Annotated in this window: 20 protein-coding genes and 1 riboswitch; of the genes, 8 read left to right on the top strand and 12 right to left on the bottom strand. The window is 67.2% G+C overall.

The genetic code is table 11. The features are described from left to right. Positions 1-16: 16 nt before the first annotated feature. Entirely contained in the window at positions 17-1,540 is a 1,524-nt protein-coding gene (locus ACO6D5_RS19190; protein ID WP_485826225.1) for a M48 family metalloprotease, read from the bottom strand. 57 nt (positions 1,541-1,597) lie between these two features. On the opposite strand from ACO6D5_RS19190, the gene galU reads away from it, so the two are divergent. Beyond that, a complete protein-coding gene (gene galU / locus ACO6D5_RS19185) occupies positions 1,598-2,449 on the top strand; it encodes a UTP--glucose-1-phosphate uridylyltransferase GalU (RefSeq protein WP_485826224.1) in 852 nt (283 codons plus the stop codon). An 18-nt stretch (positions 2,450-2,467) separates the two neighbouring features. Here the strand turns inward: galU and ACO6D5_RS19180 are convergent, their stop codons facing one another. From ACO6D5_RS19180 to ACO6D5_RS19160, 5 genes are all read right to left on the bottom strand, one after another. Beyond that, positions 2,468-3,340 carry a cytochrome c oxidase assembly protein gene (locus ACO6D5_RS19180; RefSeq protein WP_485826223.1) on the bottom strand — a complete coding sequence of 291 codons (873 nt, stop codon included), beginning with the start codon at positions 3,338-3,340 and terminating at the stop codon, positions 2,468-2,470. A gap of 95 nt (positions 3,341-3,435) precedes the next feature. Continuing rightward, entirely contained in the window at positions 3,436-4,539 is a 1,104-nt protein-coding gene (locus ACO6D5_RS19175; RefSeq protein ID WP_485826222.1) for a porin, read from the bottom strand. Positions 4,540-4,588: 49 nt separating this feature from the next. Next, positions 4,589-7,396: a magnesium-translocating P-type ATPase gene (gene mgtA / locus ACO6D5_RS19170; RefSeq protein ID WP_485826221.1), complete on the bottom strand. Its 2,808-nt coding sequence runs from the start codon at positions 7,394-7,396 to the stop codon at positions 4,589-4,591. 416 nt (positions 7,397-7,812) lie between these two features. Beyond that, on the bottom strand, positions 7,813-8,148 hold the full coding sequence (locus ACO6D5_RS19165) for a hypothetical protein (RefSeq protein ID WP_006226458.1): 336 nt from the start codon (positions 8,146-8,148) through the stop codon (positions 7,813-7,815). Between the two features lie 460 nt (positions 8,149-8,608). Further along, positions 8,609-9,613, bottom strand: a complete 1,005-nt coding sequence (locus tag ACO6D5_RS19160) for a sodium:calcium antiporter (protein ID WP_485826220.1) — start codon at positions 9,611-9,613, stop codon at positions 8,609-8,611. Between the two features lie 79 nt (positions 9,614-9,692). Beyond that, a riboswitch (yybP-ykoY riboswitch) is annotated at positions 9,693-9,851 on the bottom strand. 140 nt (positions 9,852-9,991) lie between these two features. Here ACO6D5_RS19160 and ACO6D5_RS19155 point away from each other — a divergent pair. After that, the gene (locus ACO6D5_RS19155; protein WP_485826219.1) at positions 9,992-11,335 is read left to right on the top strand and encodes an aminopeptidase P N-terminal domain-containing protein; all 1,344 of its coding nucleotides are present in this window, start codon (positions 9,992-9,994) and stop codon (positions 11,333-11,335) included. A 6-nt stretch (positions 11,336-11,341) separates the two neighbouring features. Here the strand turns inward: ACO6D5_RS19155 and ACO6D5_RS19150 are convergent, their stop codons facing one another. Beyond that, positions 11,342-11,806: a TM2 domain-containing protein gene (locus ACO6D5_RS19150; RefSeq protein WP_485826218.1), complete on the bottom strand. Its 465-nt coding sequence runs from the start codon at positions 11,804-11,806 to the stop codon at positions 11,342-11,344. Positions 11,807-11,885: 79 nt separating this feature from the next. On the opposite strand from ACO6D5_RS19150, the gene ACO6D5_RS19145 reads away from it, so the two are divergent. From ACO6D5_RS19145 to ruvA, 6 genes are all read left to right on the top strand, one after another. Further along, on the top strand, positions 11,886-13,055 hold the full coding sequence (locus ACO6D5_RS19145; protein WP_485826217.1) for a UbiH/UbiF/VisC/COQ6 family ubiquinone biosynthesis hydroxylase: 1,170 nt from the start codon (positions 11,886-11,888) through the stop codon (positions 13,053-13,055). Positions 13,056-13,172: 117 nt separating this feature from the next. Further along, a complete protein-coding gene (gene dusB, locus ACO6D5_RS19140; protein ID WP_035213781.1) occupies positions 13,173-14,198 on the top strand; it encodes a tRNA dihydrouridine synthase DusB in 1,026 nt (341 codons plus the stop codon). 36 nt (positions 14,199-14,234) lie between these two features. After that, positions 14,235-14,474 carry a helix-turn-helix domain-containing protein gene (locus ACO6D5_RS19135; protein WP_006217670.1) on the top strand — a complete coding sequence of 80 codons (240 nt, stop codon included), beginning with the start codon at positions 14,235-14,237 and terminating at the stop codon, positions 14,472-14,474. A gap of 104 nt (positions 14,475-14,578) precedes the next feature. Continuing rightward, a complete protein-coding gene (gene purH / locus ACO6D5_RS19130; protein WP_485826216.1) occupies positions 14,579-16,168 on the top strand; it encodes a bifunctional phosphoribosylaminoimidazolecarboxamide formyltransferase/IMP cyclohydrolase in 1,590 nt (529 codons plus the stop codon). Further along, positions 16,168-16,716, top strand: coding sequence for a crossover junction endodeoxyribonuclease RuvC (gene ruvC / locus ACO6D5_RS19125; RefSeq protein WP_175177940.1), 549 nt, complete (start codon positions 16,168-16,170; stop codon positions 16,714-16,716). The genes purH and ruvC overlap by 1 nt, the downstream gene beginning before the upstream one ends. Positions 16,717-16,804: 88 nt before the next feature. Then, positions 16,805-17,377 carry a Holliday junction branch migration protein RuvA gene (gene ruvA, locus ACO6D5_RS19120; RefSeq protein WP_006226450.1) on the top strand — a complete coding sequence of 191 codons (573 nt, stop codon included), beginning with the start codon at positions 16,805-16,807 and terminating at the stop codon, positions 17,375-17,377. Here the strand turns inward: ruvA and ACO6D5_RS19115 are convergent, their stop codons facing one another. The 5 genes from ACO6D5_RS19115 to ACO6D5_RS19095 all read right to left on the bottom strand — a co-directional run bounded on the left by ACO6D5_RS19115 (position 17,378) and on the right by ACO6D5_RS19095 (position 22,894). After that, entirely contained in the window at positions 17,378-18,286 is a 909-nt protein-coding gene (locus ACO6D5_RS19115) for a complex I NDUFA9 subunit family protein (protein WP_485826215.1), read from the bottom strand. A gap of 103 nt (positions 18,287-18,389) precedes the next feature. After that, entirely contained in the window at positions 18,390-19,355 is a 966-nt protein-coding gene (locus ACO6D5_RS19110) for a threo-3-hydroxy-L-aspartate ammonia-lyase (protein ID WP_315846767.1), read from the bottom strand. 80 nt (positions 19,356-19,435) lie between these two features. Next, a complete protein-coding gene (gene ruvB / locus ACO6D5_RS19105; protein WP_315846766.1) occupies positions 19,436-20,506 on the bottom strand; it encodes a Holliday junction branch migration DNA helicase RuvB in 1,071 nt (356 codons plus the stop codon). A gap of 100 nt (positions 20,507-20,606) precedes the next feature. After that, the gene (locus ACO6D5_RS19100; protein WP_315846765.1) at positions 20,607-22,193 is read right to left on the bottom strand and encodes an ATP-binding protein; all 1,587 of its coding nucleotides are present in this window, start codon (positions 22,191-22,193) and stop codon (positions 20,607-20,609) included. Beyond that, positions 22,193-22,894 carry a response regulator gene (locus tag ACO6D5_RS19095; protein ID WP_006226445.1) on the bottom strand — a complete coding sequence of 234 codons (702 nt, stop codon included), beginning with the start codon at positions 22,892-22,894 and terminating at the stop codon, positions 22,193-22,195. The genes ACO6D5_RS19100 and ACO6D5_RS19095 overlap by 1 nt, the downstream gene beginning before the upstream one ends. Positions 22,895-23,052: the final 158 nt, after the last annotated feature.

Below are 23,052 nucleotides of genomic sequence, written 5' to 3'. Positions count from 1 at the left end.
ATTCACCCCGGTCGCTTCAGCCTGACTTGAAGCGCTCCAGCAGTTGCCGCTCTTCGGCAAGCTTGTCCTTCACTTCCTTGATCTGCACGTCGATCTGCGATTGCTCGTAGAAGTCGGTGGACAGGCCGCGCGCCTGCTGCAACTGCGATTCCGCCGCCGCGAACGCGCCGGTCATGAGGTAGTACCGCGCCAGGTCGCGCCGGGCCTGCACCGGCTTGCCGTTGCGTTCTTCGCTTTGCGCCAGCATCTGATAGAGGCTGGGCTCGTCGCTGCCCCACTGCTTGATCTTGGCGCGCAGATAGTCCTGCGCCTCGGCATGGCGGCCGTTGCTTTGCAGCGCCTGGGCGTAGGCGATGCCCAACGCGCGCTGGTCGGGCCACCGCTTGGTGGCCGATTGCGCCAGTTCAAGCGCGCGCGGGTACTCCTTGCGGGCCAGCGCGATATCGACGCTGAGTTTGGCCAATTGGGCGGAATTGCGCCCCCCCGCCGTGGCCAGGTTCCACAGGCGGTCGGCTTCGGTCAGGTTGTTGCGCTGGAATGCCTGCAGGGCCAGACCGTAATACGCGGCCGACTGGCGCACGCCGGACAAGGCCTGGGCCTCGTCCTGCAACTGCTGGCCCGCCGAACGCAGGCTGACGGCATCGCGCCCCTGCACCACGCGCATCTTGGCGCGCACGTACCAGAAGTCGTCTGAGTCCACGTGGCGCGAGGGCGGCACCGAACGCACGCGGTTCTGCACATCGGACATGCGCTCGATGGACAGCGGGTGGGTACTGGCCCATGAACCGCCGCCCGCGCCTTCGTTCAGGCGGGACGCGTTCATCAGCCGCGAGAACATCTGCGACATGCCTTCGGCGTCGTACCCTGCCTTGGTCAGCATCTGGAAGCCAGCACGGTCGGCCTCGCGTTCCGCATCGCGGGAAAAACCCAGCTGGCGATTGATGGCCGCGGCCTGGCCGAAGGCGGCCACGCCCATCGCCAGGTTGCCGCCGCCGCCCGCCAGGGCCGCCAGCAGCGCGCCGGCCAGGCTGGCCAGCATCAGCATGCCGTTCTGGCTTTGCTGCGTCATGCCGCGGGCAATGTGGCGCTGCACGACGTGGCCGATTTCGTGGGCCACCACGGCGGCCAGCTCGGATTCGCTGCCCGAAGAGACGATCAGCCCGGTGTTGATGCCGATAAAGCCGCCGGGCATGGCGAACGCGTTGATTTCGGGGTCGCGCACGCCGAACATCTCCACTTCGGGCACGGCGCCGGGCGCAAAAGCCGCCAGCTTGCGGCCCATCGTGGTCAGATATTGGCTCAGTTCAGGATCGTCGACGTAAGTCGGGTCGCGCCGGCCTTGCGACATGATGGCTTCGCCCAGGCTGCGTTCCAGCATGGGCGAAAGGTCGGCCGCGGACGCGGCGCCCATCGTGGGCAGGCCTACTGGCTGCGCCCAGGCAGCGACGGGAATGGTGGGAGCGAGCAACGCGGCGCACAGTCCGGCAATCGCGCCCCGTTTCGCAATAGCGCAAATGGATGGCATTTTCCTGCGGTTCATAAGCCTATGATAGCGATGAGCTTAAAATGTTTCACCGATACCCCAAACGAGGTCTCAATGCGTCCCGTCCGTAAAGCCGTTTTCCCTGTCGCCGGCATGGGCACCCGCTTCCTGCCCGCCACCAAGGCGATGCCCAAGGAAATGCTGCCGGTGGTCGACAAGCCGTTGATTCAATATGCCGTGGAAGAGGCTGTTGCTGCGGGCATCACCGACCTTATCTTTGTGACCGGCCGCAACAAGCGCGCCATCGAAGACCACTTCGACTCCGCGCCTGAGCTCGAATCCGACCTGGAAAGCAAAGGCAAGCACGAGCTGCTGGCGATGGTGCGGGGCATTCTACCTGCGCACGTGAATTGCCTCTACATCCGGCAATCGGCCCCGCTGGGCCTGGGCCACGCCGTGTTGTCGGCGGCCCCCGCCGTAGGCGACGAACCCTTTGCCGTGCTGCTGGCCGACGACCTGATCGACGCCGACACGCCCGCCATGAAGCAGCTGGTGGATATCGCCGTGGCGCAGAACGCCAGCGTGCTGGGCGTGCAGGACGTGCCGCGCGCCGACACCCGCAAGTACGGGATCGTGGCTACGCGCAGCGGCGATACCCGCCTGGATGCCCGGACCGAGCGCGTCACGCATATCGTTGAAAAGCCCGAACCCGACGCTGCGCCGTCCACCCTGGCGGTCGTGGGCCGCTACGTGCTGGAAGCGGCCATTTTCGACCACCTGCGCTCCACCAAGATGGGCGCCGGCAATGAAATCCAGCTGACTGACGGCATTGCGTCGATGATGCGCGAGCGCGCCGTGTTCGCGCACCGTTTCGACGGCGTGCGCTACGACTGCGGCAACAAGGCGGGCATGTTCCAGGCCACCGTGGCCCTGGGCAAGAAGTACCACGGCCTGCTACCGGAATAGGCAGGCCGCCCGGCAGCGCTAGGCGGATGCCGCCGCGCGCGCCTTGGCCCGTGCGCGGGCCTCTCGGTCGGCCTTGCGCAGGCGGCCCTTGCCTGACAGGCGCATCAGGGTGCCCAGCGCCACCATCAAGCCGATCACCTCCACCAGCGCCGCCGGTATCCACATGGTCAGGCCGCCGATGGTCTGGTCGGTCTGGGCGGACATCGCAATGGCGCGGCCGCACAGCTCGAACAAGGGATAGATGTCGCTTTCGGTGAAAGCGATGACGGCGCCCGCCACCATTTGCGGCAGCATCGTCAGCACGGGCGAGATGACCCGGCCGCCCGGCGTCATGGCCGCGGGCGGCGCGGGACGACGGTCCAGGATCAGGTTCCAGTACATGAAGCCGCTGATCACGACCGACCAGTTCATCAGCCGGTACAGGCGCCAGTCCAGCATGGAATAGAACTGCACCGACGGGATCAGCCAGACCAGCACCAGGAAGACGAACAGCGTCGGCACGAAGATCTTGTTGGTCAGCACCGCGACCGTGGCGCGCCCCGCGCCCATGCGCAGGAAATCCCGCAGCCGGATGCGCCAGGCCATGGGCAGCCCTGCCCGCATGACCTGCCCCGGAAACGCGGCCATCACCAGCAGCGGCCCCAGATGGTGCAGCACCAGATGCTGGATGCGGTGGATGAAAAACATGCGCTCGGCGTAGTAGTCCACCCGCGTATGCATCGACAGGTACAGCAGCACCAGGCCCGCCCAGAAGAAGACGCGGCGCGCGCCCGTCACATGGTGGACCCGCTGGCCGCGCACGAACAGCACGATCGCCACCACGAAGGAAGCGACCAGCGTGGGAGAGAACTCCCAGGGTATGAGCCATTCAAGACTATCCATACGGGCCATCCGGAAGACATCGGGGAAGACGGGGCGGGCGCGATGCGCCATCCCCGCCGATTGTAGTAGACCCCGCCAGCCCGTGCTCCGGTGGCCCGGAGGGATCAGAAATGGTGCGAAATGCCCGCGCCGACACGCGTGGTGTGGGAATTGGCCGGGTCGAACTGGTTGTCCAGCGTGTAGTTCGACGCGTAACCGGCAAATCCGTATAGCGTCGTGCGCGGGGACAACGCATAGGTATACCCCAGGGTCGCAAGCTGCGCATTGCGCGCCGTCATGCCGTTGTCCCAATGCCAGTTCGGCCGCGCCAGAGACCATTGCACAAGGATGGCGCCCGGGCCGACGGGCACGCTGACGCCCGCCAGCCACGCGTCCACCGTGCCGCCGCGCACAAACGGCGCAGGGCCCAGGCCAAGCCCCAAACCGTCAGGGTCACCCCCATCCATCCCCGCATAGCCGTTCTTCTGGCGCGACCAGGCCAGGGACAGCTTGAGCACTTCGAAATCGTACGAGGCGCCCAATTGCACTGCCTGGGGCCGACCGCCGCTGCCGTCTGGGGCTTGGGCCAGCCGCAACTGGTCCCAGGTGGCCACGGCCAGCAAGGGGCCGCTTTCGAACTTCAGGCCCATGCTCAGCGCGCGGTTGTTCTGATTGGTGCGGAATTGCCCCTGGTCTGCGGCATCGAACGAATAGCCGACGCCCGCCTGCAACCCGTTCCAGGTGGGCGAGGTGTAATTCACCATATTGCTCAACTGGAAGTTGTCGGACGCCTTGAAAGTGGCGCCCATGCCCATGTCCTTCCACGAGGCAATCTCCAGCGCGTTGCCGTAGAGCTGGCCGATCGTGTGCTGGCGCCCCAGCCGCAGTTCGCCCAGGCTGTCGTGGCCCAGCCCGACCCACGCCGCGTAGTTGAACAGGCGGCCGTCTTCCTCCGAGGTGCCGTTGGACGGGTTGAAGCCGCTTTCCAGCTGGAAGCGGCTATGCCAGCCACCGCCCAGGTCCTCGGCGCCCTGGAGCCCCCAAAGGGAATCCGTCAGGCCGCCATTGAGCAGGCCGCTATGGCTGCCCTGCCCCGACACGCTCGTCACGGCCACGCCAGCGTCCACGATGCCGTACAGGTGCACGCCGTATCCCTCATCGGCGGCCAGCGCCGCCAGCGGCAGCCCCAAGCCGCCTGCCACCACGGCGGCACAGAATGCAATTCTCATGTTCTTCTCCCGATGGCGGCGGGCGTTGCCGCCCGCCGCATGCACAGATTTATTGCCAGCCGTAGCGGCGTACCCAGATGCCTTTGAGCAGTTGCGTCAGCACGCAGTAGCTCAACAAGATGCCCACGAGCCACGGGAAGTAGCTCCATGGCAACGGTTGCAGCTGGAAGTATTCGGCCAGCGGCGAGAACGGCAGGACCAACCCCATGATCACCACCATGACCGTCATCGCCATCAACGGCCATGCGGCACGGCTTTGCAGGAAGGGAATCTTGCGGGTGCGGATCATATGCACGATCAAGGTCTGCGACAACAAGCCTTCGACGAACCAGCCCGACTGGAACAGCGTCTGATGCTCAGGCGCGTTGGCCTGGAACACATACCACATGAGCGCATAGGTGGCGATGTCGAAGATGGAACTGATCGGACCGAAGAACACCATGAAGCGGCCCAAGCCGTCCGGGTCCCATTGCTGCGGTTTTTTCAGCAGTTCTTCGTCGACATTGTCGAACGGAATCGCCGTCTGGGAAATGTCGTACATCAGATTCTGCAGCAGCAGATGGATCGGCAGCATCGGCAGGAATGGCAGGAAGGCGCTGGCCACCAATACCGAAAACACGTTGCCGAAATTCGAGCTGGCGGTCATCTTCAGGTACTTGAGCATGTTGCAGAAGGTCTTGCGGCCTTCGATCACGCCGTCTTCCAGCACCATCAGGCTCTTTTCCAGCAGGATGATGTCGGCGGCCTCCTTCGAAATATCGACTGCGGAATCCACCGAAATGCCTACGTCAGCCGCGCGCAAGGCAGGCGCATCGTTGATGCCGTCGCCCATGAAACCCACCGTATTGCCCTGCGCGCGCAGGCTGCGCACGATGCGCTCCTTGTGCGCGGGCGTCAGCCGGGCGAACACGTTCGCTTCGCGCACGGCGGCGGCAAGCTGCGTGTCGTTCATGGCCTCGATCTCGGCGCCGAGATACACCTTGCGCACGTCGAAATCGACTTCACGGCAGACTTTCTGCGTGACCAGCTCGACGTCGCCCGTCAGCACCTTCACCTCGATGCCGGAGGCCTTCAGCGCCGCCAGCGCCGGGCCGGTCGATTCCTTGGGCGGGTCCAGGAAGGCGATATAGCCCACCAGCACCAGGTCGGATTCATCAGCCACGCCGTAAGTCTGCTGCGTGGGCGGCATCTCCCTGACGCCCACCGCGATCACCCGCAAGCCGTCGCGGTTCAGCTCCGCCGTCACCCGGCGGATGTCCGCCCGGCGCGCCTCGGTCAGCAGGTGCACCTCGCTGCCTACGCGCAACCGCGTGCAGGCAGACAGCATTTCTTCCAGCGCCCCCTTGCAGATCAACTCGTGGTGGTCGCGGCCGTTCTCGGTCTCGTTGACCACGACCGACATCCGGCGCCGCGAGAAGTCGAAGGGGATCTCGTCGACCTTGCGGTAGCGGGACGCCAGGTTCAGGCGGCGCTGCACTTCGGCATGCTGCAGCACGGCCACGTCCAGCAGGTTCTTCAGGCCGGTCTGGTAGTAGCTGTTCAGGTAGGCATAGGCCAGCACATCGTCGCTGGTGGTGCCGTAGACGTCGGTGTGGCGCTCCAGCACGATGCGGTCCTGCGTCAGCGTGCCGGTCTTGTCGGTGCACAGTACGTTCATCGCGCCCAGGTTCTGGATGGCGTCCAGCCGCTTGACGACGACTTTACGGCGCGACATGCGCAACGCGCCCTTGGCGAGCGTGGCCGTGACGATCATCGGCAGCATCTCCGGGGTCAGCCCCACCGCGATGGCCAGCGCGAACAGCAGCGCCTCCAGCCAGTCGCCCTTGGTAAACCCGTTGATCAGCATGACGATCGGCGCCATGACCAGCATGAAGCGGATCAGCACCCAGCTGACGCGGTTGATGCCCTGCTGGAATTGCGTGGGCGCGCGGGTGGCCTGGGTGACGCGTCCGGCCAGCTGGCCGAAATACGTGTTGGCTCCCGTCGCGACGACCAGCGCGCTGCCCGAGCCGCTGACCACATTGGTCCCCATGAAGGCCATGTTCTCCAGTTCGAGCGAATTGCCGGTCTCCACGCGCTGGACGGCGTGCTTTTCGACCGGCAGGGATTCGCCGGTGAGCGCGGCCTGCGCGATGAAGAGGTCCTTGGCGTTCAGGATGCGGCAATCGGCGGGAATCATGTCGCCCGCCGACAGCAGCACCACGTCGCCCGGCACCAGCGCCGCCAGGGGCACTTCCAGCTGGTGCGAGCCGGATTCGTGCAAAGGCGCGCTGTACGGGCGGCGGCCTGCGCCGTCCCCCGACGGCGCCACCGGGCCGCTGCGCAGCACGGTGGCGGTGTTTTGCACCATGGCCTTCAACGCCTCGGCCGCCCGGTTCGAACGGAGTTCCTGCGCAAAGCGCAGCACGGTCGAAATCACGACCATCGATCCGATGATCACGACCGCCGTCCAGGACTGGTCGTCCGGTTCGGCCATCCACACGTCGGTCAACCACGACAAGGCCGCCAGCGCGGTCAGCAAGAGATTGAACGGGTTGCGGTAGGACAGCCACAGGTGGGCGGGCCACGACAAGGGCTTTTCGTGGTCGACCTCGTTGGCGCCGTGGCGCTCGCGCGCGGTCTGCGCCTGGTCTTGCGATAAGCCGCCCCGGCCGCTGCCCAGCAGCGAGAACAAGGCATCCAGGCCCATGCGGGACAGGTCGAGCATGCGGCGGTTGGCGCGGCGCGACGTATCGGAAGCGACGGATGCCGCGACGGCGTCGCCGCCTTGCTCAAGCATGGGGGAGCGCCGGAAGTGGCGGCCTGCGCGCCGTCGGCCTGCGGCGGAAGAAAAAAACGATTTCAGGAACGTAAACATCGGAGTGCTCCGGTTTTTGGTGTTGTTGTCGGAGACACGGGCGCGCCTGCCCCTCGGGCTGCGCGCGGGCAGCAGCGGGCCGCGGCTTTCGCGGGAAAGCCGTCAATCCGCCGCGTACGGGCGTGCGCAGGCACCGGGGCAACGTTGCCGGTGTCCGGATCGCGTCGAAGTCGCGCCGGGTGCGGAAAACGGAAAGGGGCTAGCTAGGGAATCGAAACCGGCGCCGCGGGCCTCTGAGGGCCTGGCCGGGGATTCTTTGCTGCGGAGTCCGTCGGAACCGGGATGACTGTCCGGCCGGTCGGCTCGCAGGGAGATGACAGGTCAGACAGGCATGCCGGCGCCATGCACATGGCGCAATCGAGGTTCGGGGTCTAAGGCACTAGGCATGATCTCTCCTGTGGGAATAGGCGTTGGCGTCAGGCCATCGCGGCGGCTTGCGCGCCGAAATGCACGTGGCGCACGGCGGGATTGGCGCTCAGGCGGCGCGCTTGCGACATCAGTTCCGCCCGCAGTTCCGGGGGGCAATTGACGGTGATGCAAGCCGACGCCATGCTCGGGTCCTGGCCCTGGTCGATCTGCACTTGCGAGACATCCAGGCCGGCGGCGCTGAAGTCCAGGCAGATCTGCTTGCGCAATGCGCCCAGTTCGTCGCGCGGACAGATGACCGTCAAGCGCGAAGTGCCGCGGCGGCGGCCCAGGGCGGTGGCGCGGTCCACGCCTGCGCGGCGTAGGAACAAGTCGAAGAAACGCATAACGACCTCCATTGCAAGAATGGGGAGCGTGATCGCGAGTACGCGTGCACGCCTGCGCGGCGCATGACGAACGGACACAAGACGTGCACGAACGCTGGCGCTGCGGCAAGCGGCGGTTCTGGCGGTTTACGTTGGGGAGATTCCCGGCAAGCCGAAGGCCTGCGCTATTGCCTGGGTAGACACCCGAGGCTTGGGATACGCCGCAACCTGCATGACAGGATGCGGCAGATGGAGTTCTGCGTGTTTCCTGTCAGACAGCGAGGTCGATGCAAGATCGACTACTTTCGCCGGAATCGGTATTCACGAAGACTGCTCCTGGGATGGATAACAGCAGGAGTTTACGCGGGTTTCCACTGATGGACAAGGTTTATGGGCCTTCTTTGCTTGGAAAACGGCCAAAAAATGCAAAAACGGCGCAGGCCCGTTGAGCCTGCGCCGCAATCGGCATCCAAGTCCGGGGTCAGGCGTAGAAATGCCACCCCAGATAGGCGGCGAACAAGGCGTAGAAGCCGCCCACCGCCGACAACGCCGGCACGCTCATCACCGACCTGCGAAACCGCAGCCACAGCAGGCCGATCGACAGCATCGTGAACAGGCCCGCGGCCAGCAAGGGGGCGTCCAGCAGCCACGGCGTCATGAAGATGCCCAAGGCGCTTGGGATGGTGGCCTGGATCATCATCGCGCCCGAGATGTTGGCCAGCGCCAGACGCTCCTTGCCTTGGCGCACCCAGATCAGCGCGTTCATGATCTCGGGCAATTCGGTGGCGACGGGCGCCAGCAGCAAGGCGGCCACGTGCGGCGACGCGCCCATGAAGATGCCCAGCACTTCGATCTGGTTCACGAATACGTGCGAGGCGCCCGCGATGACCACCAGCGCCAGGATGGTCTGCGTCGCGGCCCAGAACATGGTGGGGTCCTCGTCGCGGGGGCGCAGCTTGAGCGGCTCCAGGTCCTCGCTGTCGGTCCGTTCCTCGTCATGGCTCAGTTCGCGCTTGATGTACAGGCCGTAGGTCGCCAGGAACAGGATGCCCAGCCAGGGCTTCCAGGCGAAAGCCAGCAGGCCCAGGCCCACCTTGAAGATGAAGATGCCCATGAACCAGGCCTGGTCGCGGGCCAGCCGGCGCTGGTCCGCGTTGATACAGTTGGCTTGCGTGGGCTGGCCCCTGCGGGCGCGCCACAGGGCGAAGCCCACCACGGCGTACGCCAGGGTCGCCAGCACCAGCGGGCCGCCCATGGCCGCGCCGACGCCGATGTCTTTCTGCTCGGGGGTGTCGCCGAACACGACGGCCATGAAGGTAACCGCGCTTTCCGGCAAGGCGGTGCCGAACGCGGCCAGCACGGTGCCGGTGGCGGTGGCGCCCAGATGGAAGCGGTGTCCGACCCATTCCACGCCATTGACGAAGAATTCGCAGGCGAAGTAGATCACTGCCGCGGACAGGAAAAACAGAAACAGGGTGAGCAACATATGAACGCAGCCGGACGAGCAGAAACCAATTGGCGCGACGCTACGGCTCGCCCGGCTAGGGTGAACGCAACGCGGCCAAAGGTCTCGCCTGGCTGATCCATGCGGCGGGCGGGCCGCTTGCATGGAAACCGTTAGCGCCATGGGGTTCTAGCAACCGCTACGCGGCCCTGAACCACCAAGTCTGTTGACGCTAACTCCTTTGGGGACAAAGGATGGCTACTCCCCAATGACAGAGCGGCGATTGTAGCAGCGCCGACCTGACGGTCCAGTGAATCCCGCGCGGACGCCGCGGGAACGCGGCCCGCTGTTGTTTCCGCGCGATAGCGGGGTAAAGTAAGCCGCATCCACACCTTCGCGGGGTTCGCGCCCCTGCCCGCCATGAGCCTGCCTCCCGCCGACATCGCCCCCTTCGCCGCCCGGCGCCAACGCCTGATGGACCGGATGCGCGCCGATGGCGGCGGCATTGCCATCCTGGCCACCGCGCCCGAGGCGATCCGCAACCGCGACGCCGAATTCCCGTATCGCCACGACAGTGACTTCTTCTATCTCACCGGATTCACCGAACCGGGCGCCTGGCTGGTGCTGATCGCGGGAGCGACCGACCGCGCCGTGCTGTTCTGCCGCCCGCGCCATGTGGAGCACGAGATCTGGGAAGGCAAGCGTTTCGGCCCCGAAGCCGCCGCCGCGTACTTCGGTTTCGACGACGCCCATGCGCTGGATGCGCTGGACGAACTGGTGCCCGCGCTGATGCTGGACCATCCCACCCTTTATGCACCCCTGGCTGGCGACAAGCGCACCGACGGCCGCCTGCACCGCTGGCTGGCTGCGGCCCGCGACGCCAGCCGCGCCGGCCACGCGCCGCCCGCGCGCCAGCAAGACATCCGCCCCCTGCTGGCGGAGATGCGGCTCGTCAAGGACCCATCCGAAATCGCCGCGATGCGGCGCGCGGCGAAAATCTCTGCCGGGGCGCACGCGCGCGCCATGCGCGTCGCCCGCGCCGGCATGCACGAATACGAGCTGGAAGCCGAACTGCTGTATGAATTCCGCCGGCACGGCGCCCAGGCCGTGGCCTACAACAGCATCGTCGCGACGGGCGCCAACGCCTGCGTGCTGCACTACCCGGCGGGCGAAGCCGTGCTGCGCGACGGCGACCTGGTCCTGATCGACGCCGGCTGCGAGGTCGACAGCTATGCCAGCGACATCACCCGGACCTTTCCCGTGAACGGCCGCTTCAGCGGCCCGCAACGCGCGCTGTACGACCTGACCGTGGCCGCGCAAGAAGCCGCAGCCCAGGCCACCGCGCCCGGCCGCAGCTTCAATGACGGCCACGAAGCCGCGCTGCGCGTGCTGGCGCAAGGCATGCTGGACCTGAAACTGTTGAAGGGATCCCTGGACGGCGTGCTGGAATCCGGCGACTACAGCCGCTTCTATATGCACCGCACCGGCCACTGGCTGGGCCTGGACGTCCATGACGTGGGCGACTACCGCCAGCGGGGCCCCGCCCAGGGGGCCGACCGCCCCTGGCGCAAGCTGGAACGCGGCATGATGCTCACGATCGAGCCGGGCATCTACGTGCGCCCGGCGGACGACGTGCCGGAAAGCTACTGGAACATCGGCATCCGTACCGAAGACGATGCGCTGGTGACGGACGAAGGCTGTGAACTGATCACGCGCGGCGTGCCGGTACAGGCCAGCGAGATCGAAGCGCTGATGCGCGAATAAGCGGCCTCAGAGCACCAGCCCGTCCAGCCAGCCCATTGCCACCCAGACGTAGACCACCACCATGGCGATGGCGAACATCGAGACGACCGAGCCCACCAGGCAGGCCAGGATGGCGACCAGCACCGGCCCCCATCCCGTGGCGGTGGGACGGCCCAGCTCGGGGTTGTACAGGCGGTCGAATTTCTCGTCCGGCATCAGCGAGAACACCGCGCTTTCAATGAACCCGTCGATCATCGGAATGAAAAGCAGGAAGAAAGCGGGGTTGTCGTACCAGACCGGGTAGAAGCGGAAGGCGCAGAACAGGCAGACGAGCGACAGCGTGGTCACCAGCCAGGCGTGACGTCGGCCCAGGTACCACCAATGGGCGCCCAGCCAGCCGAACAGGCAGGCCAGCAGACCGACTGCGACTTTGCCGCGCGGGCGGCGGGCGGATACGGCGGACAGCGAAGGGGAAGCCTGAACCTGCGTCATATCGATCAACCGGGAGGGTGGGCCGCGCGACCAGCCGCGTCGGCTGTCCCGGATTGTAGTGGACGGTTAAAATCCGGACATGACTGCATCCGCCTTCGACATTGCGATTCTTGGCGCCGGCCCCGTGGGCCGCGTGCTGGCCCTGATGCTGGCGCGCGTGGCGCCGGACCCGGCACGCATCGCCCTGCTCGCGGGCGCCGCGCCCGCCCCGGTCGCACCGGCCGCGGCCGTACCCGTCGCCGACCCCCGCGTGCTGGCCATGAACCATGGCAGCCGCGTGCTGCTGGAATCGCTGCATGCCTGGCCCGAACGGTCGGCCGACATCCGCAACATCCATGTCTCGCAGCGCGGACGGCTGGGCCGCACCGTGATCCAGAACACCGACTTCGGGGTGCCGCAGCTGGGCAGCGTCGTCGCGTATTCCGGGCTGCACGCCCGGCTGGACGAATGCGTGGCCGCCTGTGGCGTCACCGTCCTGTCGGGCCCGGCCGCGCGCGTGGACAGCCAGGACGCGGACGGCGTGCGCATCGTGCAGGGCGAGAACACGCTGCTTAGCCAGGTCGCCGTGCAGTCCGACGGCGCGGGCGCGACCGACCTGCGCCGCGACTACGGCCAGCATGCCGTGCTGACCACCGCCCATGCATCCCTGCCGCGCCGCGGCTGGGCCTGGGAGCGTTTCACCGCCGAAGGGCCGTTGGCCCTGCTGCCTCACCCCCAGACGCCGGACGCCTATTCCGTCGTGTGGTGCAGCGCCCCCGATCGCGCCACCGAACTGGCCGCGCTGGACAACACGGCTTTTTCGAAAGCGCTGTCGGCCGCCTTCGGCGATCGCCTGGGCCGGCTGTCCAGCCAGGCCCCGCGCCATGTCTTTCCGCTGTCGCTGGCCGCCCGCCGGGCGCAAGTGCAAGGCCGCGTGGCCGCCATCGGCAATGCCGCGCAGACCCTGCACCCCGTCGCGGGCCAGGGCCTGAACCTGGGGCTGCGCGACGCCGCCCGCCTGGCCCAGACGCTGGCCGGCTGGCTTGCCCGTCCCGAGGCCAGCCCCACTGCCCTGCTGGCCGAGTTCGCGCAAGCGCGCCAGGTCGACCGCATCATCACCGCCGGCCTGACCGACCTGATGCCCCGCGTATTCGCCACCGGCCTGGCGCCGGTGGAGCATGCGTGCGGCCTGGCCCTGCTGGGGATGGATCTGGCCTCCCCCTTGCGCGCGCCGCTGGCCCAACATCTGCTGCAAGGTTTCCGCGCCTGATCCCGCTCTCGTTCCGCGCCCGCCCAGGGCGCGGAATCGACTGCTTTCGCCCCCGTTTGTTACCAAGCTGTTGCCGGCTGAAAATGGGGGTTCGATCGAGCCGGTTAAAATGTGACCATGCGCATAGGCCAATGGACCCTTCCCAACAATGTTCTTGTCGCGCCCATGGCGGGCGTGACGGACCGCCCTTTCCGGCAACTTTGCAAGAAGTTGGGGGCCGGCTATGCCGTGTCGGAAATGGCCGCCAGCAACCCCAAGTTGTGGGATAGCGTCAAGACGTCCCGCCGCCTGAACCACGACGGCGAGATCGCCCCCATTTCCGTCCAGATCGCGGGCGCCGACCCGGCCATGATGGCCGAGGCGGCCGTCTTCAACGCCGGCAAGGGCGCCCGGATCATCGACATCAACATGGGATGCCCGGTAAAAAAGGTCTGCAACGTGGCCTCGGGTTCAGCGCTGCTGCGCCATGAAGACCTGATTGTCCGCATCCTGGACGCCGTCGTGTCCGCGTGCGCGCCGCTGGGCGTGCCGGTCACGCTGAAGACCCGGACCGGCTGGGACCGCGATAGCCGCAACGCCTTGCGCGTGGCGAAACTGGCCGAAAACGCCGGCATTGCGGCCCTGACCTTGCATGGCCGCACGCGCGCCGACCTCTATACGGGCGAGGCGGAATATGACACTATCCGCGCCGTCAAGGCCGAGCTGACGATTCCCGTGATCGCAAACGGGGATATCGACTCGCCTGAAAAAGCCAGGCACGTCCTGGATTACACTGGCGCCGACGCGGTCATGATTGGCCGGGCGGCCCAGGGCCGTCCCTGGATTTTCCGCGAAATCGACCACTACCTGCGCACGGGCGAAACACTGGCCCCTCCCTCCTATGGGGAAATGCGCGAGCTGTTGCTCGAACATCTCGACGACCATTACCGGTTCTACGGCGAGCACACCGGCGTACGCACGGCGCGCAAGCATATCGGCTGGTATCTGGACGGCCTGCCGGGCGCGGATTCGTTCTGTGCCCGCATGAACCTGATCGACAACACCCGCGACCAGTGGCGGGCGGTGTCTGATTGGTTCGACATCATCTCGCGCGACGGCGAGCCCCATCCGGCGCCGGTCGCAGAAGCCCTGCTGGCGGCATAACCGCCTCAACACCAACATAAAAATATCTGTACTCAAATGAGCAAGAAAGATGTCCTGGAAGAATGCGTGCGCGCCAGCCTGGAGCGCTATTTCGAAGACTTGGGTGAATCCGAGCCCCACGATATGTGGGACATGGTGATGCGCTGTGTGGAGCGCCCGGTGCTTGAAGTGGCGCTTGAGCGGTCGGGCGGCAACCAGTCGCGGGCATCCGAAATGCTGGGCATCACCCGCAACACCCTGCGCAAGAAGTTGCTGGCGCACAATATCCAGGTATAGCTTTTCCGCGTGGACGGCCCCTGTCGGGCGCCGTCCGCCCCTTCCCCGATTTCCCATCCCGACCTGAACGAGAAAGGCGCTGCGCCCGACTCCCGTCCCCCACCATGAAAATCGAAACCGCCCTGCTTTCGGTGTCCGACAAGACCGGCATCGTTGAATTTGCCCGCGCCCTGGCCGCGCGCGGCGTGCGCCTGCTGTCGACTGGCGGCACCGCCAAGTTGCTGGCCGACGCCGGCCTGACCGTCACCGAAGTGGCTGCCCACACAAGTTCGCCGGAAATCCTGGATGGCCGCGTCAAGACGCTGCACCCCAAGATCCACGGCGGCCTGCTGGCGCGCCGCGACAGCGCCGAGCACATGGACACCATCAAGGCGGCGGGCATCGATCGCATCGACATGCTGGTGGTCAACCTGTACCCCTTCCGTGAAACCGTCGCCAAGCCGGACTGCACGTTCGCCGACGCGGTCGAGAACATCGACATCGGCGGCCCGGCCATGCTGCGCGCGGCCGCCAAGAACCATGGCACCGAAGCCGGCGGCGTGACGGTCGTGATCGACCCGGTCGACTATTCGCGCGTGCTGGCTGAAATGGACAAGAGTGGCAGCACCTCGTACGGCCTGCGCCTGGCGCTGGCCTCGAAGGTCTACGCCCATACCGCCGCCTACGACGGCGCCATCGCCGCCTACCTGACCAGCCTGACCGAAGCCGAACCGGCGCAGGAAGCGGTCCCGGCCCGCAACGAATGGCCCGGCACGCTGACCCTGCAGGTCAAGCAGGAGCAGGCGCTGCGCTACGGCGAGAACCCGCACCAGACCGCCGCCTTCTACGTGGACGCGCAGCGTCCGGCCGGCCTGTTGGGCAACTACCGCCAGTTGCAGGGCAAGGAACTGTCCTATAACAACATCGCCGACGCGGACGCCGCGTGGGAATGCGCGCGCAGCTTCGACGTGCCCGCCTGCGTCATCGTCAAGCATGCCAACCCCTGCGGCGTGGCCGTGGCGGCCGACACGCTGGGCGCATACCAGCAAGCGTTCAAGACCGACCCGACCTCCGCGTTCGGCGGCATCATCGCCTTCAACCGCCCGGTGGACGCCGCGACGGCCGAAGCCGTCAGCGCCCAGTTCCTGGAAGTGCTGCTGGCCCCGGCGTATGACGGCGCCGCGCTGGCCATCCTGGCCGCCAAGAAGAACGTGCGCGTGCTGGAAGTGCCGATGGGCGTGGGCCAGAACGCCATGGACATCAAGCGCGTGGGCGGCGGCTGGCTGGTGCAAAGCCCGGACGCCTACAACGTGCCGCGCGATGCGCTCAAGGTGGTCAGCAAGCGCCAGCCCACTGAACAGGAAATGAACGACCTGGCCTTTGCCTGGAAGGTCGCCAAGTACGTCAAGTCCAACGCCATCGTCTTCGTGGGCGGCGGCATGACGCTCGGCGTGGGCGCCGGCCAGATGAGCCGCATCGACTCGGCCCGCATCGCGTCCATCAAGGCGGAAAACGCCGGCCTGACCCTGAAGGGTTCGGCCGTGGCGTCGGACGCGTTCTTCCCGTTCCGCGACGGCCTGGACGTGGTGGTGGCGGCAGGCGCGACCTGCGTGATCCAGCCCGGCGGCAGCATGCGCGACGACGAAGTCATTGCCGCGGCCGACGAGCACGGCATCGCCATGGTGCTGACCGGCACCCGCCACTTCCGCCACTGATGCGCGTCCTCGGCATCGATCCCGGCCTGCGCCGCACCGGTTTCGGTGTGATCGATGCCGACGGCTCGCGGCTGCGGTACGTGGCCAGCGGGACCATCGTGGTCCCGCCGGCGCTGACGCTGGCCGAACGCCTGAAAGTCATCCTGGACAATCTGCGCCAGGTGGCGCGCGACACGCAACCCGATGTCGCCGCGCTGGAAATCGTCTTCATGAACACCAATCCCGCGTCGACCCTGCTGCTGGGGCAGGCGCGGGGCGCCGCGCTGTGCGCGCTGGCCGACAGTTCGCTGGCCGTGCACGAGTACACCGCGCTGCAGATCAAGAAAGCCGTGGTCGGCACCGGACGCGCCGCCAAGGAGCAGGTGCAGATGATGGTGCAGCACCTGCTGGCGCTGGACGGCACGCCCGCCCCCGACTCCGCCGACGCGCTGGCTTGCGCCATCTGCCACGCCCACGTCGGGCCGCTGCAGGACAAGCTGGAACGCCTGGGCACGTCGCTGCGCATGAGCGGCAAGACGCGCATCCGCAATGGCCGTCTGATCGGCTGAACGCGCCCTTGCGCGTATAGAATGCCCGCATTCGCCGCGCATTCCGCGCGCCTTTGCTGCCCTACCCCTTTACCAGGCCTTCATCACCATGATCGGACGCATCACCGGAACCCTGATCGAAAAGCTGCCCCCCACCATCTGCGTGGACGTGGGCGGACTGGGCTATGACATCGACGTGTCCATGAGCACGCTGTACGCGCTACCGGAAACCGGCGCGCGCGTCACGCTGTACACGCACCTGACGGTGCGCGAAGACGCGCACATCCTGTATGGCTTCGGCACGGCCAGCGAACGCAGCGCCTTTCGCGAACTGATCAAGGTCAGCGGCATCGGCGCGCGCACGGCGCTGTCGGTGCTGTCGGGCATGTCGGTGGCGGATCTGGCCCAGGCCATCACCTTGCAGGAATCGGGCCGCCTGACGCGCGTGCCGGGCATCGGCAAGAAGACCGCCGAACGCCTGCTGCTGGAAATGCGCGGCAAGCTGGGCGCGGACATCGGCGCATCCTCGCATGCGACGCCGGACCACCAGTCGGACATCCTGAACGCGCTGCTGGCGCTGGGCTATTCGGAGAAGGAATCGCTGTCGGCGCTGAAGACGCTGCCCGAAGGCGTCGGCGTGTCGGACGGGATCAAGCAGGCGTTGAAGGCGCTGGCGCGCTGATCACAGGTAGCGGGGCGCGACGGCCTCCAGGCCCGTCGGCACCACGTGCAGTTCCGGCGCGATCGGCCCCGCGCAGACATTGTCGCGGCGCAGGGAATCCAGGTTGTCGCGCGACATCAGCGGCTTGCCCGGCAGGCATTCGAACAGGCGGGCCTGGATGCGGCCCACGCCCATCGGCATGCTGATCACGGGCCGTGGATGGCCGCTCCAGGCGGCGCACAGCCGCGCGATCTCGCCCAGCGTGTAGACCTGCGGCCCGCCCAGTTCATAGGTCTTGCCACAGGTGTGCGTGTCGCCCAGGGCGGACATCATGGCTTCGACCACATCGCCGACATAGACCGGCTGCATGCGCACGTGCGCCCCCGCCAGCGGCAGCACGGGCAGCCACCGCGCCAGCGTGGCGAACATATTCGTGAACTTGTCGTCCGGCCCGAATAAGACGGACGGACGGAAAATCGTCCAGCCGCCTTCGGAGGCGGTCTGGAATTCGTGCTTGATGGCGGCCTCGCCGTCGCCCTTGGAGCGCTGGTACATGCTGTCGCCCTGGGAATCGGCGCCAAGCGCGCTGACGTGCAGCAAGCGATGGACGCCCTGGCGCCGGCAGGCCTGCGCGATGCGCTGGGGCAATAGCACGTGCGCCCGCGCGAAGTCCGACCCGTACGGCTTGCCAAGGTTGCCATGCAGGATGCCCACCAGGTTCACGACCACGTCGCAGCCACGGATCAGGCCATCCAGCGCCGCGTCATCGTGGATGTCGGCCTGGACCAGCGTGACGGTGGGAAAGACTTGCAGTTCGCTGCCCCGCGCCAGAAGGCGCGTAGGCACAATCATCTGGTGCAAGCCGCCGGACAGCCGGGCAATCAGGTGACGGCCGATGAAACCGGTGCCACCAATGATAAGGATACGCATGCCGCAGCCTCCTGTTTGTCAGGATCGAGTCCCGATTCTGCCTTGCGCGGGCGGCAACCGCAAGCACGCATCGGCGGTCCGGCATGCGAACCGCCGATAGGGATCAGGAAGCCAGCAATCGGGCGTAGGCCGGAAGATCGACGTTGCCGCCGCTGATGATGACGCCGACTCGCGCCCCGCGCACCGGCACCACGTTCTGCATGACGGCCGCCGCGCCCAGGCAGCCCGTGGGTTCCACCACCATCTTCATGCGTTCGGCGAAGAATTTCATGGTCGTGACCAGTTGGGCATCCGTCACCGTGACGATGTCGCGCACATGCTTCTGGATGAGCGGGAAGGTCAGGTTGCCCAGGTGCGTCGTGGCGGCGCCGTCGGCCAAGGTCTTGGGAGCCGGGATTCGGACGATTTCGCCTTTGCGCAAAGACTGCTGGCCATCGTTGCCCGCTTCGGGCTCGACGCCGTAGACCAGGCAACGCGGGCTGAGCGCGAACGCGGACAAGGCGGAGCCCGACAGCAGGCCGCCGCCGCCCAGGCAGACGAACAGGTAGTCCAGTTCGCCGACTTCCTCGAACAGTTCCTTGGCCGCGGTGCCCTGCCCCGTGATCACGTCTTCGTGGTCGTAGGGCGGAATCAGCGTGGCGCCGGTCTCGGCCTGGATGCGCTGGGCGATCTGCTCGCGGTCTTCGGTGTAGCGGTCGTACGTGACGATCTTGCCGCCGTAGCCTTCGGTGGCGGCGCGCTTGGCCGCCGGCGCGTCCAGCGGCATGATGATCGTGGCGGATACGCCTTGCAGCCTGGACGCCAGCGCAATGGCCTGCGCATGGTTGCCCGACGAGAACGTGACCACGCCGGCGGCGCGTTGCTCGGGCGTCAGGCGCGCGATGGCGTTGTAGCCGCCGCGAAACTTGAAGGCGCCCATGCGCTGGAAATTCTCGCACTTGAAGAAGACCGACGCGCCGCTGATGGCGTCGGCCGTGGCCGAGGTCAAGACGGGCGTGCGGTGTGCGTTGCCGGCCAGGCGCTCGCTGGCGCGCACGACATCATCATAGGTAGGCAATTCGGGCAGCATGGGAATCCGGTCCTTTGATCGCAGGAATGTCGAAACCCCCGGATCATAAACCTGTCGCGCGGTTTGCGCGCCGCCCGCGCCTACTTGCCGAACAGATCGCCGCCGGCGCTGACGCCGGTGGGCGGGGTCAGGCCCAGATGGCGCCAGGTCGTCAGCGTGGCGGTGCGGCCCCGCGGCGTACGTTGCAGGTAGCCGTGCTGGATCAGGTAGGGCTCGATCACGTCTTCGATGGTGTCGCGCTCTTCGCCGATCGCGGCCGCCAGGCTGTCCACGCCCACGGGCCCGCCGTCGAACTTGTGGATGATGGCTTCCAGCAGCTTGCGGTCCATCAGGTCCAGGCCCTGGGGGTCCACCTCCAGCATGGCCAGCGCGCGGCCGGCGACGTCGGCGTCGATCGTGCCGCTGGCCTTGACCTCGGCGTAGTCGCGCACGCGGCGCAAGAGGCGGTTGGCGATCCGGGGCGTGCCGCGGGCGCGGCGCGCCACCTCAGCCGCGCCGTCCGGCGTGATGCCCGCGTTGAGCAGGCCGGCGCTGCGCGTCACGATGTGGCCAAGGTCGGCCGCGTTATAGAACTCCAGCCGCGAGACGATGCCGAAGCGGTCGCGCAGCGGGTTGGTCAGCATGCCCGCCCGCGTGGTGGCGCCCACCAGCGTGAACGGCTGCAGGTCCAGTTTCACGCTGCGCGCGGCCGGGCCTTCGCCGATCAGGATGTCGATCTGGAAATCCTCCAGCGCCGGATAGAGGATTTCCTCGACCACGGGCGACAAGCGATGGATTTCGTCGATGAACAGGACGTCGTTCTTTTCCAGGTTGGTCAGCAACGCGGCCAGGTCGCCCGGGCGCTCCAGCACCGGGCCGGACGTCTGGCGCAACTGCACGCCCATTTCGTGCGCGATGATGTGGGCCAGCGTGGTCTTGCCCAGGCCCGGCGGGCCGAACAGCAACACGTGGTCCAGCGCCTCGCCGCGCTTTCTGGCGGCGGCGATGAAGATCTCGAGCTGTTCGCGGGCGCGCTGCTGGCCGACGTATTCCTGCAGCGCCTTGGGCCGCAAGGCGCGCTCGATCGATTCCTCGTTGGGCGACACCGGCTGCGGCGCCACGATACGGGGGGCGTCGGGACGGGAGGAAAGGGAATCGGACTGAATGGCCATGGTGCGGATACGACAAGGGACGAAGCAGGATGCATCGTACCGTATGGCGGGGCCGCCGAGGTGGGGCCGCCGAGGTGGGGCCACAACGGGCCCCGCCTCCCTACGCGGCTTCGGACAGCGGCAGCTTGACCCGCACGCACAGGCCGCCGGCGTCGGCCTGCCGCAATTCCAGCGAGCCCCCGTGGGCACGGGCAATCGCCTCGGCCAGCGCCAGGCCCAGGCCCACGCTGCCCGTGCGCGTGCGCGCATCGTCCAGCCGGCTGAACGGGCGCAGCGCCTCCTGGCGGCGTTCGGGCACGATACCGGGGCCATGGTCGGCGACGTCCAGCACCGCTTGGCGCGCTTCCCGGCGCAGGCTGACCTCCACCGGCGGCGCGCCGTGGTTGAGGGCGTTGCCGATCAGGTTGTCCAGCAGGCGGCCCAGCGCCACGGCGTCGGCCTGCACCACCAGCGGCGCCTCATCGTCGACGGCCTGCAGGTGGATGTCCGTGCCGGCGCCTTGCCAGGCGCCGACGCGTTCGGTCAGCCAGTCGGACAGCACGATCGGCGCGTAGCGATAGGCCGCGGGGTCGGTGCCGCGCACGAAACCGATGAACTGGTCGACCATGTGCTGCATGTCCTGCAGATCGGTGCGCAAGCCTTCCTTCAGCTTGGAATCGTCAGCCAGTTCGATGCGCAGCCACATCCGCGACAACGGCCCTTTCAGGTCGTGCGGCAGGCCCGACAGCAAGGTGCGGCGCACCGAGTCGGATTCGGCCAGCGCGTCCAGCATCGCGTTGAAGCGCACGCCGAGCGCCCGGGTTTCGTGCGGCCCCGAAGGCTCCACGCGTTGGGGTTGGCCCGCGGCCAGCCGGTCGGCGGCGTCGGCCAGCCGGGTGATGGGCCGCGTGATGTGCCACGAGAAGCCCACCGCCAGCAGCAGCAACAGGCCCAGGCCGCCCAGCCAGGCCGCGATGAACGGCGTCGCCACGGGCGGATCCAGGCGGTCCAGCGGGATGACCAGCCATTCGCGCAGGCGCGGCACATCCTCGCTGGCGGAATTGGGCGCGAGCGAAATGAAGATTTCCGGGGCCGGGCCGCGCGAAAGCGCCACGCGGGTGCCGTCGTTCAGGCGTTCGTTCAACAGTTGCACCAGCACGCGCAAATCGCGGCGGATGTCGTCCGGCTCGGGCTTGTAGCGGCGCATGTGCTCTTCGCGAGCCCGTTCGCGGTCGGCGGCGTCGCGTGCATCGGCCCTGTCACCGCCCCGATCGCCATCGGCGTCATGGTCGTCGCCCCGCACTTCCGGCGGCGGGGGCGGACGTGGCGTATCGCCCGGCTGGGCAGCCGAGGACTGCGGTGGAGGGGGACGCGGCGCGGCCCGCGGCGGCGGCGGCGGGCGGCGGCCATTGAAGCGCTGCAGCTTGGCTTCGGCCGGCAGCACGCGCGACCACAGCCGCCATTGGTTCTGCGAGGCGGTGCGCACGAATTCGGCGCGGTCTTCGGCGGGCACCTCGGACACGGCGGCGCGCAGGGTGCGGATCGTGGTGACGATGTAGCCGATGGCCACGTCTTCCAGGAACTTGTGCCGGAAATAGGACACCGTCACCAGCGTGGCCGCCTGCGTCAGCAGCACCGAGCCCAGGATCAGCAGAATCAGGCGCGCCCGCAGCGAACGCGGCACCAGGAAACCGGGGGAAAAGCGCATCAGGGAGAAAACCGGTAGCCGATGCCCCAGACGGTCTGGATCCAGCGCGGCTGCTTGGGATCGTCTTCGATCACGCGGCGCAGGCGCAGGATGGCGATGTCGATGGCGCGGTCATTGCGTTCGCCGGCGTCGTCGTCGCGCGCCAACGCCAACAGGCGCTCTCGCGACAAGGGCTTGCCCGCGTTGCGCACCAGGGCTTCAAGCAGGTTGATTTCGCCGCCGGTCAGCTTCACCACGGTGCCTTCGCGCGACAACTGGCGCGAGGACGGGTCGAACAGGAAGGGGCCGAACGTGACCGGCGCATCCTTGGTCAGCGCGGACGGTCCGCGCTTGCGGCGCAGCACGGCCTCGATGCGGGCCAGCAGTTCGCGCGGATCGAAGGGCTTGCCCACGTAGTCGTCCGCCCCGGCTTCCAGGCCGATGATGCGGTCCACCGCTTCGTCGCGGGCGGTCAGGAGGATGACCGGGATGTCTTCGCCTTGCTCACGCAGGCGGCGGCAGGCGTCCGCGCCGTCGCCGCCGGGCAGCATGCGGTCCAGCACGAGCAGGTCGGGCGCGTAGCGGGTGATGCGGGACGACAGGTCAGTGGCGTCCGGCGCAAGCAGGGTGTCGTAGCCGTGCCGGTTCAGGTAGTCGGCCAGCAGTTGTCGTAACGCCGGGTCGTCGTCAACGACCAGCAGCTTGGTGTGGGGATTGTCCATGGATGCCATAGTGAGGCGCGCCGCGTCCGGCCGCAAGAGGCAGGAAATCAACTGAAATACACCTGTTGCACGATGTACGCCATGTTTTCCCGCGCTTTGCCTGAACTGCCCGTGCCGGCCTGGACTGGCCCTAAAATAACCGGGCTGGTCTTGCCGCT

The organism is Achromobacter sp., from assembly GCF_057314935.1.
The sequence above is the reverse complement of the archived record's forward strand: the minus strand, read 5'-3'. Positions and strand labels throughout refer to the sequence as shown.

Coding starts and splice junctions, on each gene's coding strand:
- ACO6D5_RS19190 (WP_485826225.1), bottom strand. CDS start 1,540: ATGAACCGCAGGAAAATGCCATCCATTTGCGCTATTGCGAAACGGGGC.
- galU (WP_485826224.1), top strand. CDS start 1,598: ATGCGTCCCGTCCGTAAAGCCGTTTTCCCTGTCGCCGGCATGGGCACC.
- ACO6D5_RS19180 (WP_485826223.1), bottom strand. CDS start 3,340: ATGGCCCGTATGGATAGTCTTGAATGGCTCATACCCTGGGAGTTCTCT.
- ACO6D5_RS19175 (WP_485826222.1), bottom strand. CDS start 4,539: ATGAGAATTGCATTCTGTGCCGCCGTGGTGGCAGGCGGCTTGGGGCTG.
- mgtA (WP_485826221.1), bottom strand. CDS start 7,396: ATGTTTACGTTCCTGAAATCGTTTTTTTCTTCCGCCGCAGGCCGACGG.
- ACO6D5_RS19165 (WP_006226458.1), bottom strand. CDS start 8,148: ATGCGTTTCTTCGACTTGTTCCTACGCCGCGCAGGCGTGGACCGCGCC.
- ACO6D5_RS19160 (WP_485826220.1), bottom strand. CDS start 9,613: ATGTTGCTCACCCTGTTTCTGTTTTTCCTGTCCGCGGCAGTGATCTAC.
- ACO6D5_RS19155 (WP_485826219.1), top strand. CDS start 9,992: ATGAGCCTGCCTCCCGCCGACATCGCCCCCTTCGCCGCCCGGCGCCAA.
- ACO6D5_RS19150 (WP_485826218.1), bottom strand. CDS start 11,806: ATGACGCAGGTTCAGGCTTCCCCTTCGCTGTCCGCCGTATCCGCCCGC.
- ACO6D5_RS19145 (WP_485826217.1), top strand. CDS start 11,886: ATGACTGCATCCGCCTTCGACATTGCGATTCTTGGCGCCGGCCCCGTG.
- dusB (WP_035213781.1), top strand. CDS start 13,173: ATGCGCATAGGCCAATGGACCCTTCCCAACAATGTTCTTGTCGCGCCC.
- ACO6D5_RS19135 (WP_006217670.1), top strand. CDS start 14,235: ATGAGCAAGAAAGATGTCCTGGAAGAATGCGTGCGCGCCAGCCTGGAG.
- purH (WP_485826216.1), top strand. CDS start 14,579: ATGAAAATCGAAACCGCCCTGCTTTCGGTGTCCGACAAGACCGGCATC.
- ruvC (WP_175177940.1), top strand. CDS start 16,168: ATGCGCGTCCTCGGCATCGATCCCGGCCTGCGCCGCACCGGTTTCGGT.
- ruvA (WP_006226450.1), top strand. CDS start 16,805: ATGATCGGACGCATCACCGGAACCCTGATCGAAAAGCTGCCCCCCACC.
- ACO6D5_RS19115 (WP_485826215.1), bottom strand. CDS start 18,286: ATGCGTATCCTTATCATTGGTGGCACCGGTTTCATCGGCCGTCACCTG.
- ACO6D5_RS19110 (WP_315846767.1), bottom strand. CDS start 19,355: ATGCTGCCCGAATTGCCTACCTATGATGATGTCGTGCGCGCCAGCGAG.
- ruvB (WP_315846766.1), bottom strand. CDS start 20,506: ATGGCCATTCAGTCCGATTCCCTTTCCTCCCGTCCCGACGCCCCCCGT.
- ACO6D5_RS19100 (WP_315846765.1), bottom strand. CDS start 22,193: ATGCGCTTTTCCCCCGGTTTCCTGGTGCCGCGTTCGCTGCGGGCGCGC.
- ACO6D5_RS19095 (WP_006226445.1), bottom strand. CDS start 22,894: ATGGACAATCCCCACACCAAGCTGCTGGTCGTTGACGACGACCCGGCG.